The 14,153-nt window shown below is 65.1% G+C and carries 17 protein-coding genes; 12 read left to right on the forward strand and 5 right to left on the reverse strand.

What is annotated here, in order from left to right:
- The first annotated feature begins 84 nt into the window (after window positions 1-84).
- Both H618_RS0118915 and H618_RS0118920 read left to right on the forward strand, forming a co-directional pair.
- Window positions 85-546, forward strand: a complete 462-nt coding sequence (locus H618_RS0118915) for a flavodoxin (protein WP_028696549.1) — start codon at window positions 85-87, stop codon at window positions 544-546.
- Between the two features lie 179 nt (window positions 547-725).
- A complete protein-coding gene (locus H618_RS0118920; RefSeq protein ID WP_028696550.1) occupies window positions 726-1,649 on the forward strand; it encodes an alpha/beta fold hydrolase in 924 nt (307 codons plus the stop codon).
- Between the two features lie 217 nt (window positions 1,650-1,866).
- Here the strand turns inward: H618_RS0118920 and H618_RS0118925 are convergent, their stop codons facing one another.
- The gene (locus H618_RS0118925) at window positions 1,867-2,646 is read right to left on the reverse strand and encodes an IclR family transcriptional regulator (protein ID WP_028696551.1); all 780 of its coding nucleotides are present in this window, start codon (window positions 2,644-2,646) and stop codon (window positions 1,867-1,869) included.
- A 158-nt stretch (window positions 2,647-2,804) separates the two neighbouring features.
- On the opposite strand from H618_RS0118925, the gene hmgA reads away from it, so the two are divergent.
- The 3 genes from hmgA to maiA are packed head-to-tail and all read left to right on the forward strand — an operon-like array spanning window position 2,805 to window position 6,047.
- Window positions 2,805-4,106, forward strand: a complete 1,302-nt coding sequence (gene hmgA / locus H618_RS0118930) for a homogentisate 1,2-dioxygenase (protein WP_028696552.1) — start codon at window positions 2,805-2,807, stop codon at window positions 4,104-4,106.
- A gap of 3 nt (window positions 4,107-4,109) precedes the next feature.
- The gene (gene fahA / locus H618_RS0118935) at window positions 4,110-5,402 is read left to right on the forward strand and encodes a fumarylacetoacetase (protein WP_028696553.1); all 1,293 of its coding nucleotides are present in this window, start codon (window positions 4,110-4,112) and stop codon (window positions 5,400-5,402) included.
- A gap of 12 nt (window positions 5,403-5,414) precedes the next feature.
- Entirely contained in the window at window positions 5,415-6,047 is a 633-nt protein-coding gene (gene maiA, locus H618_RS0118940) for a maleylacetoacetate isomerase (protein WP_028696554.1), read from the forward strand.
- On the opposite strand, the gene H618_RS0118945 is transcribed toward maiA, so the two are convergent.
- A complete protein-coding gene (locus tag H618_RS0118945) occupies window positions 6,041-6,847 on the reverse strand; it encodes a SirB1 family protein (protein ID WP_028696555.1) in 807 nt (268 codons plus the stop codon). The genes maiA and H618_RS0118945 overlap by 7 nt on opposite strands.
- 125 nt (window positions 6,848-6,972) lie before the next feature.
- Between H618_RS0118945 and H618_RS0118950 the strand changes: the two genes are divergently transcribed.
- Together H618_RS0118950 and H618_RS0118955 are read left to right on the forward strand one after the other, a co-directional pair.
- Entirely contained in the window at window positions 6,973-7,992 is a 1,020-nt protein-coding gene (locus tag H618_RS0118950) for a Leu/Phe/Val dehydrogenase (protein ID WP_028696556.1), read from the forward strand.
- Between the two features lie 179 nt (window positions 7,993-8,171).
- Complete coding sequence (locus H618_RS0118955) at window positions 8,172-9,377, forward strand: MFS transporter (protein WP_028696557.1); 1,206 nt, start codon at window positions 8,172-8,174, stop codon at window positions 9,375-9,377.
- Window positions 9,378-9,406: 29 nt separating this feature from the next.
- On the opposite strand, the gene H618_RS0118960 is transcribed toward H618_RS0118955, so the two are convergent.
- Window positions 9,407-9,673, reverse strand: coding sequence for a YebG family protein (locus H618_RS0118960; protein ID WP_028696558.1), 267 nt, complete (start codon window positions 9,671-9,673; stop codon window positions 9,407-9,409).
- Window positions 9,674-9,992: 319 nt separating this feature from the next.
- On the opposite strand from H618_RS0118960, the gene H618_RS0118965 reads away from it, so the two are divergent.
- A complete protein-coding gene (locus H618_RS0118965) occupies window positions 9,993-10,463 on the forward strand; it encodes a phosphate-starvation-inducible protein PsiE (protein WP_028696559.1) in 471 nt (156 codons plus the stop codon).
- Between the two features lie 153 nt (window positions 10,464-10,616).
- Window positions 10,617-10,925, forward strand: a complete 309-nt coding sequence (locus H618_RS0118970) for a hypothetical protein (protein WP_028696560.1) — start codon at window positions 10,617-10,619, stop codon at window positions 10,923-10,925.
- Window positions 10,926-10,941: 16 nt separating this feature from the next.
- Here H618_RS0118970 and H618_RS21945 read toward each other — a convergent pair whose 3' ends face one another.
- Together H618_RS21945 and H618_RS0118985 are read right to left on the reverse strand one after the other, a co-directional pair.
- Window positions 10,942-11,172 carry a DUF3509 domain-containing protein gene (locus tag H618_RS21945; RefSeq protein ID WP_050577359.1) on the reverse strand — a complete coding sequence of 77 codons (231 nt, stop codon included), beginning with the start codon at window positions 11,170-11,172 and terminating at the stop codon, window positions 10,942-10,944.
- 144 nt (window positions 11,173-11,316) lie between these two features.
- Window positions 11,317-11,667, reverse strand: coding sequence for an HPF/RaiA family ribosome-associated protein (locus H618_RS0118985; protein ID WP_028696561.1), 351 nt, complete (start codon window positions 11,665-11,667; stop codon window positions 11,317-11,319).
- A 270-nt stretch (window positions 11,668-11,937) separates the two neighbouring features.
- Here H618_RS0118985 and H618_RS0118990 point away from each other — a divergent pair, with 270 nt between their 5' ends.
- The 3 genes from H618_RS0118990 to H618_RS0119000 are packed head-to-tail and all read left to right on the forward strand — an operon-like array spanning window position 11,938 to window position 14,152.
- The gene (locus H618_RS0118990; RefSeq protein ID WP_028696562.1) at window positions 11,938-12,243 is read left to right on the forward strand and encodes a DUF3649 domain-containing protein; all 306 of its coding nucleotides are present in this window, start codon (window positions 11,938-11,940) and stop codon (window positions 12,241-12,243) included.
- Window positions 12,240-13,820 (forward strand): PepSY-associated TM helix domain-containing protein, encoded by a 1,581-nt coding sequence (locus H618_RS0118995; protein ID WP_028696563.1) that lies wholly within the window; start codon window positions 12,240-12,242, stop codon window positions 13,818-13,820. Before H618_RS0118990 ends, H618_RS0118995 begins: the two co-directional genes overlap by 4 nt.
- A complete protein-coding gene (locus tag H618_RS0119000) occupies window positions 13,820-14,152 on the forward strand; it encodes a DUF3325 domain-containing protein (protein WP_028696564.1) in 333 nt (110 codons plus the stop codon). The genes H618_RS0118995 and H618_RS0119000 overlap by 1 nt, the downstream gene beginning before the upstream one ends.
- The last annotated feature ends 1 nt before the right edge of the window (window position 14,153 follow it).

Below are 14,153 nucleotides of genomic sequence, written 5' to 3' on the forward strand. Positions count from 1 at the left end.
CGGGGGAGGGGGCGCAGGCCAGGCGGCCAGCGGCGACGGGTGTTAGTATCCTACGTTTACACTCAAGTTCGGAATTGTTTCCTGATGAAAGTCGCTATCCTTTCCGGTTCGGTCTTCGGCGCCGCCGAAGAAGTCGCCCGCCACGCTGAAGTCTTGCTCAACGCCGCCGGGTTGCAGGCCTGGCACGCCGTGCGCGGCAACCTTAAGGACATCCAGCGCTTCGCCCCCGACGCCATGCTGGCGGTCACCTCCACCACCGGCATGGGCGAACTGCCAGACAACCTCATGGGCCTCTACAGCGAGCTGCGCGACACCTTGCCGAGCGAGCTGCGTGGCCTACCTGGGGCGGTCATCGGGTTGGGTGATTCGAGCTACGACACGTTCTGTGCAGGCGGCGAGCAGATGGTCGAATTGTTCGATGAACTGGGCATCCGTTCGGTGCTACCGCTGTTGCGCCTGGATGCCAGCGAGTCGGTGACCCCGGAAACCGATGCCGAGCCGTGGCTGGCCGAACTGGTGGCTGTGCTCAAGGCGCGTCAGCCCTGAGGCCTACCGTTCGCGCGGCTGTCCTGCACGGCCATCAAGCTGGCTGCCAAGGCAATCTTCCGGCGCTTGCTGGCTGACTAGACTCAGCCTCGATACAGAGAGCACATGCATGTGCCGAGGTGAGTCGCCATGATCGTAGCCGAGTCGTTGCAGTCCGGTGCTTCAGAGGGGCATGTCTGATGCCCCTTGCCGAAATCCCCCTGCGTATCTGGCGCACCCGTGCGCAATCGTTTCTGTTCCGCGGGCAGAGCATCCGCTACTGGACCGCAGGCCAGGGCGAGCCGCTGTTGCTGCTGCACGGCTTTCCCACCGCCAGTTGGGACTGGCACTACCTGTGGGCGCCCCTGGCCCAGCGCTTTCGCCTGATCGCCTGCGACATGCTCGGTTTTGGCGACTCTGCCAAGCCGTTGCAGCATGACTACAGCCTGCTCGAGCAGGCCGACCTGCAACAGGCGCTGCTGGCGCATCTGCGCATCGACCAGCCGCTGCACGTGCTGGCCCACGATTACGGCGGAAGCGTGGCTCAGGAGCTGCTGGCGCGGCACCATGAAGGGCGTGCCGAGCTCAGCAGTTGCGTATTTCTCAACAGTGCACTGGTGGCCGAATGTCATCCGTTGCAGATGGCCCACAAGCTGTTGCTGAGCCCGTTGGGCTGGCTGGTGGGGCGTGCCTTCGGTCGCGAAGACCTGGTGCGCAGCCTGTCGCAGGTGTGCAGCTCCGGTGCCCACCCCAATGAAAGCGCGCTGGACGATTACTGGAGCCTGATCATCGCCAATCGCGGCACGCGCATCCTGCACAAGCTGATGGGCTGCGTGCGCGAGCGCAGCCTGTACCGCGAGCGCTGGGTCGGCGCGTTGCAACGCCAGGGGGTGGCGCTGGGGCTGATCAACGGCGCGCTCGATCCGATCTGTAGCGCGCCGGTGCTGGGCCGTTACCGGCAACTGCTGCCCGATACCGACATGATCCTTCTGCCCGGCATCGGCCATTACCCGCACACCGAAGCGCCGGTGCAGGTGCTGCATCATTACCTGGCGTTTCGCGCGCAGCCACTGACCCACTTGCCGCAGAAGGCGGTGTGGAGCACCCATGCCGTCGGCCCATAAAAAAACCGCTGCGTAAACGCAGCGGCTCAAGGAAGACGGCAGATCAAGGAGCTTCAAAATCAGCCTAGGTATACCGACCACGGCCCAACGCGGAGGGGAGAGTGCGCGGGCCGCTGTTCAGTGAGGCGAGCATAAGCCGTTGACCCCAGGGGAAAAACACTCAACTGCGACATTCACTGTTACCTGTCGGGTAACAGTCGCTGGGGCACGGGGCTGCTCAGTTCTGGTGCCCCATACGCCAGCTGGTGGCCTGGGCGGCCTGGCGCAGGCGCTCGGCGGCAGGGCCCTGGCTGTCGGCATTGAACATCGAGGTAGGGCCGACCACGGTCATCACCGCAGCGATCTCACCCATGGCGTCGAAGATCGGCGCCGACAACGCATCGACTCCCGGCATCAGCAGGCCATGCACATGGTGCAGGGCGTTGTTGCGAATCTCGGCCAGCAGCGCCGTGTAATCGTTGGCGCTGCGACCGAGGCGGGCCAGTTCCTGGTCGCGCAGCTCGGCGGTTTCGCGCTCGGGCAGGTAGGCGGCGAACACCAACCCGGTGGACGAGCTGAGCAGCGGCAGCACCGAGCCGATCTGCGTCACCACGGTCACCGCGCGCACTGCCGGCTCGATGCTGACCACCGTTGCGCCCTGATTGCCCCATACCGCCACGAAGCAGCTTTCATTGAGGGTGTCGCGCAATTGCGACAGCGGCACCGCGGCGACCTTCAGCACATCGATGCTGCCCAGGGCGGCGAGCCCGACGCGCAAGGCTTCGCGGCCGAGGCCGTAATGGTTGGTCGCCGGGTTCTGCTCGGCAAAACCGCTGGCGATCAGCGCCTGCAGGTAACGATGCACCTTGCTGGCGGGCATGTCGACATGCTCGGCCAGACGCGACAGCGAGGTTGCGGGAGACAACTGCGCCAACGCCTTGAGGATGTCGGTGCCGACCTCTGCCGAGCGGACCTTCTGTTTGCCGCTGTCAGAGGTGGAAACATTGACCTTGGTCATTGGAATGATTTCCCGGATGAGTTGGCGACCTTATAGCTTGACGCTTGCTGCGGAGCAAATTACGTTATTCGTAATCTGATTACGATAAATACAATTCAGCACGGGATTCAGGGTGAACCAACGACACCCGAGTCCCCAGCGGTCAGCCGGAGGCATCGATGCAGCACGCTCCTTCATCCGATCTGCAGTATCTGAGTGGCTTCGCCAACGAGTTCGCCAGCGAGGCACTGCTCGGGGCCTTGCCGATGGGGCAGAACTCCCCCCAGCGGGTTCCCCACGGGCTGTATGCCGAGCAACTGTCCGGCACCGCCTTCACCATGCCGCGCCATGAGCAACGGCGAAGCTGGCTGTACCGCATTCGCCCCAGCGCCCTGCACCCACGCTTCGAGCGTCTGGCGCAGCAGCCGCTGGCGGCAGGCATCGGCGCGGTCAACCCCAACCGTCTGCGCTGGAGCCCGCAAGCGCTGCCCGAGGCACCGACCGATTTCATTGACGGCTGGCTGCCCATGGCGGCCACCGCCGCCGGTGACGCCGCCAGTGGCGTGAGCGTGTACCTGTACGCCGCCAACCGCTCGATGCAGCGGGCCTTCTTCGACGCCGATGGCGAATTGCTGGTGGTGCCGCAGCAAGGGCGCCTGCGCATCGTCACCGAGCTGGGGGTGTTGCTGGTCGAGCCGCAGGAAATCGCCGTACTGCCGCGCGGCATGAAGTTTCGTGTCGAGTTGCCTGATGGGCAGGCCCGTGGCTATCTGGCGGAAAACCACGGCTCGCCGCTGCGCATCCCCGATCTTGGCCCGATCGGCAGCAATGGCCTGGCCAACCCGCGTGACTTCCTCACCCCGGTCGCGCACTTCGAAGACAGCACCACACCCACCGCGCTGGTGCAGAAATTCCTCGGCGAGTATTGGGGCTGCGAGCTGGCCCATTCCCCGTTCGATGTGGTTGCCTGGCACGGCAACAACGTGCCGTACAAGTACGACCTGCGCCGCTTCAATACCCTGGGCACGGTCAGCTACGACCACCCCGACCCATCGATCTTCACCGTGCTGACCTCGCCCGGCAGCGTGCCCGGCCAGGCCAACATCGACTTCGTGATCTTCCCGCCGCGCTGGATGGTGGCCGAAAACACCTTCCGTCCGCCGTGGTTCCACCGCAACCTGATGAACGAATTCATGGGCCTGATCACCGGCGCTTACGATGCCAAGGCCGAAGGCTTCCTGCCCGGCGGGGCGTCGCTGCACCCGTGCATGAGCGCCCACGGCCCGGACGCCGAAAGCTGCAGCAAGGCCATCGAGGCACAACTGGTGCCGCACAAGCTCGACGGCACCATGGCTTTCATGTTCGAAACCAGCCAGGTGCTGCGCCCCAGCCCGCAGGCCCTGGCCAGCGCGCAACTGCAAGTGGACTACGACCAGTGCTGGGCCACCCTCGCCACCACCTTCACCCCGCCGCGGAGCTGACCGATGAACCTTTCTAGCCAATCCCGTAGCTGGGTCGCCCACGCCAACGGCCATGCGGATTTTCCGCTGCACAACCTGCCGCTGGGCGTCTTCAGCCGCGGTGACGCCGCGCACCGCTGCGGCGTTGCCATCGGCGAGGCGGTGCTCGACCTGCACGGCGTGCTTGCCACCGGCCTGCTCGACGGCCTGGCGCGCAAGGCCGTCGAGGCCACCGCCGATGGCGCCCTCAACGGCCTGTTTGCCTTGGGGCCGGCGGCGCGGGTTGCGCTGCGCGAGCGCCTGCTCGACCTGCTTGGCGAACACAGCGAGCACCAGGCCGTGCTCGAGCCGCTGCTGTACCCGAGCAGCGAATGCCAGATGCACGTGCCCGCACGGGTAGGCGATTACACCGATTTCTACGTGGGCATCCAGCACGCGACCAACGTCGGCAAGCTGTTCCGCCCCGACAATCCGTTGCTGCCCAACTACAAGTACGTGCCGATCGGCTATCACGGCCGCGCCTCGACCTTGCGCCCCTCCGGCACCGAGGTGCGCCGGCCCAAAGGCCAGACCTTGCCCGCCGGCCACAGCGAGCCGCGCTTCGGGCCTTGCGCGCGCCTCGATTACGAACTGGAACTGGGTATCTGGATCGGTCAGGGCAACGCCATCGGCGAACCCATCGACATCGCCGAGGCCGGTCAGCACGTGGCTGGCCTGTGCCTGCTCAACGACTGGTCGGCGCGCGACATCCAAGCCTGGGAATACCAGCCGCTGGGGCCATTCCTGTCGAAAAGCTTCATTACCACGCTGTCGTCCTGGGTCATCACGGCCGAAGCCTTGCAACCGTTCCGCTGCGCCCAGCCGGCGCGCCCGGCAGGTGATCCGCAACCTTTGGCGTACATGCTCGATGCCGCCGACCAGGCCCATGGCGCCTTCGACATCGAGCTGGAAGTGCTGCTGCTGACCCCGGCCATGCGTGAGCAAGGCCTGGCGCCGCAGCGGCTGACCCTGAGCAACAGCCTGAGCATGTACTGGACCGTGGCGCAGTTGGTGGCGCACCACAGCGTCAACGGGTGCCAGTTGCAGCCGGGCGACCTGTTCGGCTCGGGCACGCTGTCTGGCGCCGACGAGCAGGCGTACGGCAGCCTGCTGGAGATCACCGAAGGCGGCAAACGACCGTTGCAGCTGAGTAACGGCGAGCAACGCACCTTTCTCGAAGATGGCGACGAGATCATCCTGCGCGGCCGCTGCGTGCGCGAGGGTGTTGCCAGTATCGGCTTCGGCGAGTGCCGCGGCAGGGTCGTCGCTGCTGCTTGAGAGGCCGGCATGATGGAGCTTTTCACCTACTACCGTTCCACCGCCTCGTACCGCGTGCGCCTGGCCCTGGCCCTGAAGCGGCTGGATTACCAGGCCGTGCCAGTCAACCTGCTCGGCGCCGAGCAGCATCAGCCGGCCTACCGGGCCTTGAATCCCCAAGGCCGGGTGCCGGCCCTGCGTACCGAGTGCGGGCAGTTGCTGGTGCAATCGTCGGCGATCATCGAATATCTGGAGGAAGTCTACCCGGAACCTGCCCTGCTGCCTGCCGATGCGGCGGATCGCGCCAGGATACGTGGCGTTGCCGCGCTGATCGGCTGCGACGTGCACCCGTTGCACAACCTCAGCGTGCTCAATCAACTGCGCGCACATGGCTTCGATGAGGCGGCGGTCAACCAGTGGGTCCAGCACTGGATCGGCCAAGGGCTGCAGGCAATCGAAGCGTTGCTCGGCGATGACGGGTGGTGCTTCGGCGCAATGCCGGGCCTGGCCGACGTGTACCTGGTGGCGCAGCTGTATGCCGCGCAGCGCTTTGGCTTGGAGCTGGACCCTTACCCGCGCATCGCCCGGGTCGCGGCGCTGGCCGCACGACACCCGCAGTTGCAGGCGGCGCACCCGGCCCGTCAGGCCGATGCACCGGTTCAGTGAAGCGAAACTGTCGAGGTGCTGAGCAGGCCAAGGCGTTCGGTCAGTTGCAGGCGTTGCAAGGGGTCTTCACTGAGCAGCAAAGCGTGTTGCAGATCGAAGCGTTCGGCCTGCGGGCAGTTCAGGCGCTGGTAGAGGTTGGCCCGCGCCAGGTAGTCGGCGCTGCCGACCGGGCCCAGTTGCATGACCCGCTCGGCGTCGATCAGCGCGGCCAGGGGCTGATCGTGGCTGGAGTGCAGCTGGCGCAGGTTGCGTGACAGGCGCTGAAGCATCTGCGCCGGGGTGGCGGCAGCCAGGTGCTCGCCACTGAGGGTCGCGCTGTCGCCGTACTGGCGGGCGAGCAGGTCGCGGCAGTCTTTGGTATAGAGCCGCCGGCCGCCGCAGGGATCGAGCAGATGGTCGGCGCCGGGCACCCGCAGCAGAAAGTGTCCGGGGAAGTTCACCCCTTCCAGTGCAATGCCCAGCCGCTGCGCCAGTTCCAGGGCGAGGAGGGCCAGTGCCAGCGGTTGGCCGCGGCGGCGTTTGAGCACGCTGTCGAGCAGGGCCGCGTGGGGGCGGATGGGATGGTATTCGTCCTGCTGGAAGCCCAAGGTGTTCAGTGCGCGCAACAGCGGTTGCGCCAGCTCGCCAAGCGGTAAGACCGGCAGCAGGTTGCGCACCTGCTGTTGAAGGTGCGCAACCTGGTTCAGGCTGGCGGCCGGGGTGACCGCGCAATCATGTTCGGCGGCGATCCACAGCGCCGCTTCCAGCACGGCGGCCGGGGAGCGTTGCAGGCACAACAGGCAGCGTTGACGTGGGTTCATGGAGGCCCTCCACACACGTCTAACTTGTAGTCGGCGGGGCATCATTCGTCCAGTGGTCCGGATCGGCTTGCTTGCGCGCGCGGCTGCCTATACTGGGAATCTGCACCGCAATCGGGAGCTGGCCGATGTTCGCGCTCATGCAAAGCACCCGCGCCCACGCGCTTCATCTGTGGAGCGATCCGCCGACCGGCCTGCGCGCGGTCGTTGCGATCCACAGCGAGCAGTTCGGCCCGGCATTCGGCGGTTGTCGCTACCTGCCCTACGCCGATGACGAAAGCGCCATCAGCGACGCGCTGCACCTGGCGCGCAACATGAGCTACAAAGCGGCGCTGGCCGGGCTGCCGCTCGGTGGCGGCAAGGCCGTGATCCTGCGCAGCCCCCACGTGGAGAACCGCGCGGCGCTGTTCGAAGCCTTTGGCCGTTTCGTCGATTCCCTGCAAGGGCGGCTGGTGGTGGCGGTCGACAGCGGTACCTCGACCGTGGACATGGACTGCATCGCCCGCACTACCGTGCACGTCAGCAGCACCACCGCCAGCGGCGACCCGGCGCCCTATGCCGCCATGGGCGTGTTCGCCGGGCTGCGCGCCACCGCCCAGGCGCGCCTGGGCAGCAGTAATCTCGAGGGCTTGCGCGTGGCGGTGCAGGGCCTGGGCAATGTCGGTTTCGCCCTGGCCGAGCAGTTGCACGCCGCCGGCGCTGAATTGCTGGTCAGTGACCTCGACCCGGGGCGCGTGCGCCTGGCGGTGGAGCGCTTCAATGCCTGGCCGGTGGCGCACGACGCGATGCTGTCCACTCCGTGCGATATCTTCGCCCCTTGCGGGGTAGGGCCGGTACTCAGTGCCCACAGCGTCATGCAATTGCGCTGCGCGGCGGTGGCTGGCGCGGCCAATCAGCAACTGACCGGATTGCCCGTGGCCGACCAGCTTGAATCGCGCGGCATCCTCTATGCGCCAGACACGGTGATCAATGCCGGCGGCCTGATCTACGTGGCGTTGTCGCACCGCGGCCAAGCGCCCGGCGCGGTCACCGAGCACCTTGCGCGTATCCCGTTACGGCTGACCGAGGTGTTCGCCCATGCCCAGGCAGAAAACCGTTCGCCTGCCAGGGTGGCGCAGATGCTCGCCGAGCGATTGTTGTACGGCTGAGCGATCAGCGGGAACCTGCACGGCCTGCGTCGTTCAGAAGCCTTGAGCGCTGGCGGTTCGACGTCGCTTCGCTATCCCCTTAAACTGGCGTCCTCGGCCGTGCTGCCTCACGAGGGCAGCCCGCGCATGCGTCACTGCGCTCGACCTTGCAGCGCACCATTCGAACGATAAGGTTTTCCATGACATCACGACACACCGAACCCCACGCGGGCACGGCGCTGGTGCTGTTCGCGCTGGCGGTCGGTGGCTTTGCCATCGGCACCACCGAATTCGCCACCATGAGCCTGCTGCCGTTCTTCGCCCCCGATCTGGGCATCGATGCTCCCACCGCCGGCCACGTGATCAGCGCCTATGCCCTGGGCGTTGTGGTCGGCGCACCGCTGCTGGCGGTGCTCGGCGCACGGCTATCGCGGCGCACGTTGTTGATCGCGCTGATGGCGCTGTTCGCGGTAGGCAATGGACTATCGGCGGTGGCACCGGATTATCACTGGATGCTGGTGTTTCGCTTCATCGCAGGCCTGCCCCATGGCGCGTACTTCGGCATCGCGTCGCTGGTGGCCGCCTCACTGGTGCCGGCCAATCGCCGTACCTGGGCCGTGGGGCGTATGTTCTTTGGCCTGACCATCGCCACCATCGTGGGCGTGCCGCTGGCCAACTGGCTGGGCCAGCTGTTCGGCTGGCGCTACAGCTTCGCCCTGGTGGCGTTGCTGGGCGTGAGCACCATGCTCGCCCTGACCCTGTACGCACCACGCGACAAAGCCGACCCCACCGCCAGCCCGCTGCGCGAACTGAGTGCGTTGCGCAACACCCAGGTGTGGCTGACCCTGGCCATTGGTGCCATCGGCTTTGGTGGCCTGTTCGCCGTGTACACCTACCTGGCCGATATTCTCGGTGCGGTGACGGGCGTGTCGCACAGTACGGTTCCGCTGGTGCTTGCGGTGTTCGGCGTCGGCATGACCCTGGGTACGCTGATCGTGCCGCTGTTCGCCGACCGCGCACTGATGGCCACCGCCGGTGGCATGCTGGTGTTCAGCGCGGTGATGCTGGCGCTGTTCCCGTTTGCCGCCGGGAATATCTGGACGATCTCGTTGTGCGTGTTGCTGATCGGCTCGGGCGGTGCCTTGGGCACGGTGCTGCAGACCCGCTTGATGGACGTGGCGGCTGACGCCCAAGGCCTGGCCGCGGCGCTGAACCACTCGGCGTTCAACTTCGCCAATGCTCTTGGCCCGTTCCTCGGCGGCCTGGCCCTGGCGGCTGGCTACGGTTGGACTTCGCCTGGCTGGGTCGGCTGCGGGCTTGCCCTGGGCGGGCTGGCGATCTGGGCCGTGTCTGCGGGCCTGGAAAAACGCAACCCTACTGCAGCAGCAGGCCAGGCGCAGGCCTGACGCTGTGATCAGGGCAACGGCGATCGGGCTCAGCCTTCGCTGCTGCCCGACCCTTCCAGTTCCGCCAGCGCCGCGGCGTTGTTCTTGAACGCCGTGGCGAACACGGCGCGGTTCTTGGCCATGAAGATGCTCGCTTCCTCGGCGAGGTTCTCCTCGAGCCCCGGCACGTTTTTCACCAGCACCTGGGTCAGCACTTCGGCCAGTTCCAGCATCTGGTCATGGGCGTCTGCGAGTTTGCGGTCCAAAAACGTAGTCTCCAAATCGCGCGTACTGCGGTAAAGAATCTCAACAGCCATACGAGGCCTCTCAGTCAGTGATGTCAGGGGCGCCGCTGGGGCGCGGCCTGTGTCGCAGCGAAGCCGCCTTGGGTGACCAGGGCGGCTTCGCTCAAGCAGGGTAAGCGTTCAGCACAAAGCGTGCTGTATCTATATACAGTATACGAAGCCTTGGTCGGGCTGCAACCGTGACGTTGCACTCGAGGGTCTTTGACGCTGTGCCACGTGCCTTGCGGCAATCGGTCACCTTCCAAGGGCTGGGCCTGGCCTTTTTACTGCATGGCATAAGCGTCATATCACCGAAGCACTCTTTTCTGCTCGTACCTGGGAAGCTGACATCGTGAACATCAAATGGGCTGAAAAGCTGCGCAAGGGCCTGCATGGCTCCGCCGATTCGCTGGGCAACCTGTGCGTCGAATCCTTCCACTATCTGGCACTGTTCGGCATTGGCGGTATCACTGCCTGGGCCGCCGTGATGACCTTCCTCGACATGCTCGGCAAGGGCGGCGTCAGCGTCGATGACATCCTGCTGCTGTTCATCTACCTGGAGCTGGGGGCGATGGTAGGGATCTACTTCAAGACCAACCACATGCCCATCCGCTTCCTGCTCTACGTGGCCATTACCGCGCTGACGCGGCTGCTGATCGGGGATGTGTCGCACCACAAGGCGCCCGACGTTGGGCTGCTGTACGTCTGCGGCGGCATCCTGCTGCTGGCCTTTGCCATTCTGGTGGTGCGTTATGCGTCGTATCGCTATCCGTCGACGCGCGCGCTGGATGCCCATGGCAAGGAACTGGAAGAAAATCGCTGAGCTGTGACGCGAGCTTCAAGCGGCACGATAGAGCGTTCGAGGTGCTGAATATCTAGGGAACGGGCAGTAAGAAATTGGCGTTCAATCGGCGCTGCGCGGCTTTGGGGCAAACCATTGCGGTTGCCGGCCGGCGCTTGTTTCGAGGAGAACGCCATGAGCGAACTGGACCGACTGGAAGTGATCGACTACCTGGATGGGCACTTCCTGCCATTGGAGCTGGACCTGGAATTCACCTTCGTCACGCAGGTGGACAACGTGCTTGAACCCCAGGTGACCGAGTCGCGGTCACTGGTCGATGAAGTGCTGCATTGGCTCGATCAGGGCGAGGAGCCCACCTACGACGCGGGTCTGGTGGGCATTTTCACCGAGCCCGACAGCTTTGCCAGCGAGCACCGGGAGCACCGCGTGCGCCTGCGCGATGTCGAAACGGCCATTCGTGGCCTGCTCGACGTCGGGCGCTGAAGCCTGCATCCGCCGTTCAGCAGGCCATCGCGCCGCGTTCCACGGCAAGGCCCAGCTGAATGCTGTCGATGACCCGCTGCAGATGCAGCGGGTCATTGCGTTGTGCCTGCTTGATCAGGCGTTTGGCGGCAATGCCGTCGTCGTCCGAGAGGGTCAACATGATGCTGCCGTCCAGGCCAACGATCGACAGGTTGACTCGGTAGTCGGCGGAAAAAGCAGCACTGATCTGAGCGAACGGGTTGTACATGATCGACTTCTGCAGATGGGACGTGGAGCAATGGACTGGCTTGCCCAGGCGATGGTTCAGTCGCCCGCGACGAATGACCGCTTCGCAAAGCAAACGCCCGAGGCACTGGCCTCGGGCGTTTTCGTTCAGTTCAGGTAACCGGGTTCAGTCGTCTTCAGGGTCAGCCAGTTCCAGGGTGCCGCGCTTGCTGCGCAATTTGCCGTAGAAGTGCTCGAGCGCATGGTTGAGCTTGGTGGTGGCGCCATCCACGGCGTGGTCCAGGGAACCTGCGGTGTGGCTGACGGAAATCGGTGGGTGACCTTTGGGGCGAGCCTCCATCTGGCAGCGTTTGTCGTGCGGGCCGGGCTTGCCGCCGTTGTCGTCGCTGAGGTGGACCTCGACTCGGGTGAGGTCGTCCTCGAAGCGTTCGAGGCCGCTTTCCAAGGTGCTGCGGACCCAGTCGCTGAGACGGGCGTTACCTTGGATCTGGTTGCTGCTGTTTACCTGGATTTGCATGATTCAATCCTTATTCAGCTGGCTCGCAAGAGGCCCACTACCGGGTGGAAGCCCTTGAAGGAAACGGGAAATTCTGCACCTCTTGACTCTAAGGTCAGGCAACTGATGGCCGATTTCAAGCCTCGATGACAAATAAATCTTCTGTTGCAAATGTTCCCGCCAAGGCCGTGAATCGGACGGAATTTTTTGCAGCGCATCTCATCCGCCAATCTTTGCTTATGAGAATTGAAATCATTACTATTGCACCCCCTGAAACCCCGGATCGCTGACATGAAACGTACCGCCGCCGGCCTGCCTTTGGCGTATCGCCTGGCCGTCGCCTCACGCAGTCTTGCCGCCTTGCTGGGCGGCTACCTGCTCGCCTCGCTGGCCAATGTCGCCCTGGCGCTGCTGACGCCCATCAGCCAGGTCGACGCCGCACTGTTGGGCATGATGCTGTCGTTTCTGGTTTATCTACTGGCGTTCATCTGGTGTTTCGCCTGCCGTAGCGCCTGGCGTGCCTGGGCCGGGGTGCTGGCGCCGAGCGCCTTGCTGGCAGTGATCGCGGGCCTGGCCTATGGGATGCAGACACCATGAAAGAGGGCTTTCGCCAGGCCATGGCCTGGCTGCACACCTGGACCGGGCTGATCTTCGGCTGGATGCTGTTCGCGATCTTCCTGACCGGCACGCTGTCGTACTTCAAAGACGAAATCAGCCACTGGAGCCAGCCGGAAATCCAGCGTCACGCGCTCGATCCGGCCCACAGCCTGGGCTTGGCCCAACGGTACCTGAACGCTAACGCCGGCAGCGCCGCCAGCTGGTTCATCCAACTGCCCAGCGACCGCGAGCCGGCCATCAGCGTCGGCTGGCGCGAGCCGGGGCAGGGCCGCAGGGGCTTCGTCAGCAAATCCCTCGACGCCGCCAGCGGCGAGGTGGTGCAGGCGCGGGAAAGCCGCGGCGGGGATTTCTTCTACCGTTTCCACTTCCAGCTCGAACTGCCGCACCCATGGGGGCGCTGGCTGTCGACCTGGTGCGCGTTCATCATGTTGCTGGGGCTGGTGACCGGCATCATCACCCACAAGAAGATCTTCAAGGAGTTCTTCACCTTCCGCCCCGGCAAGGGCCAGCGTTCGTGGCTCGATGGGCATAACGCCATCGGCGTGCTGGTGCTGCCATTCCACCTGATGATCAGCTACAGCAGCCTGGTGCTGTTCATGTACATGGTCATGCCGGCGGGCATCATGGCCAGCTACGGTGGCGAAACCAACCGCTACTTCAGCGACCTGTTCGGGCGCGACGTCGACGTCAGCTCGGCCGGGGTCGTGGCGCCAATGGCGGCGCTACCGAGCCTGTACGCCAAGGTCCAGGAGAAGGTGCCCGGTGCGCGCATGGGCTACATCCAGGTGCAGAATCCTAACGATCAGAATGCCCGGGTCAGCTTTACCCGCGCCTCGTCCGACAGTGTCGCCTATCGCCGCAGCCAGAGCTGGACCTTCGATGGCGTGAGCGGTGCCCTGGTGTCCAGCGGCGCGCCGGAAAGCGCGATGATGATGACTTCGTTCAGCTTCGCCGGCCTGCACATGGGCAACTTCGCAGGACCCTGGCTGCGCTGGCTGTACTTCGTGTTCGGCGTGGCCGGCACGGCGGTGATCGGCACGGGCCTTGTGATGTGGCTGGGCAAGCGTCAGCTCAAGCATGCCAAGAGCGATTGTCAGCCCGGTGAACTGCGCCTGGTCGAGGTGCTCAACATCGCCAGCATGAGTGGCCTGCTGCTGGCGGTGGCGGCGTTCTTCTGGGCCAACCGGCTGCTGCCGGTCACGCTGGAAGGGCGCGCCGACTGGGAGGTCAACGCGTTTCTGTGGGTCTGGGCCGCTTCGCTGCTGCATGCGGCGGTGCGTCCCGGCCGTCGCGCCTGGGCCGAGCAACTGGGCCTGGGCGCCATTGCCTTCGGCCTGTTGCCGCTGCTCAACGGTCTGAGCACCGGGCAGGGTCTGAACCATGCCATCGCCGTGGGCGACTGGGCCATGGCCGGTGTCGACCTCACCGCTCTGGGCACCGGTCTGTTCATGGCCTGGCTGGCGCGCAAGATGCTGCGCGTGCCGGCACCGGCGAAAAAACGTGCAGCGCGCCCAGCAGCGCCGGGCAAGGTCACTGCCGAAGCGGAGGCGAACTGATGCTCAGCGTCGCACTGCTGGGCTACGCGGGGTTCGCCGCGTTGTGCCTGGCCATGGAAAAACACTTCAAGGAACTGCTCAAGCACAGCCCCCGTGGGGTGCACCTGCGCAGCTTGCGCTGGGCCGGATGGGCGCTGTTGCTGGCATCGCTGGTACTGGCGGTGCACCTGCGCGGCTGGGCTCACGGCCTGGTGGAATGGATAGCGCTGTTGATGGCGGGCGTCACCCTGTGGGTGTTCATGCTGCCGTATCGACCGCGCTGGCTGCTGGGGCTTGCCGCCGTCAGTGTGGTGCTCGGCCCACTGCTGGGGCTGGCCAGCCTGATGCGCTAGC

Source organism: Pseudomonas cremoricolorata DSM 17059 = NBRC 16634, from assembly GCF_000425745.1.
Lineage (GTDB): Bacteria > Pseudomonadota > Gammaproteobacteria > Pseudomonadales > Pseudomonadaceae > Aquipseudomonas > Aquipseudomonas cremoricolorata.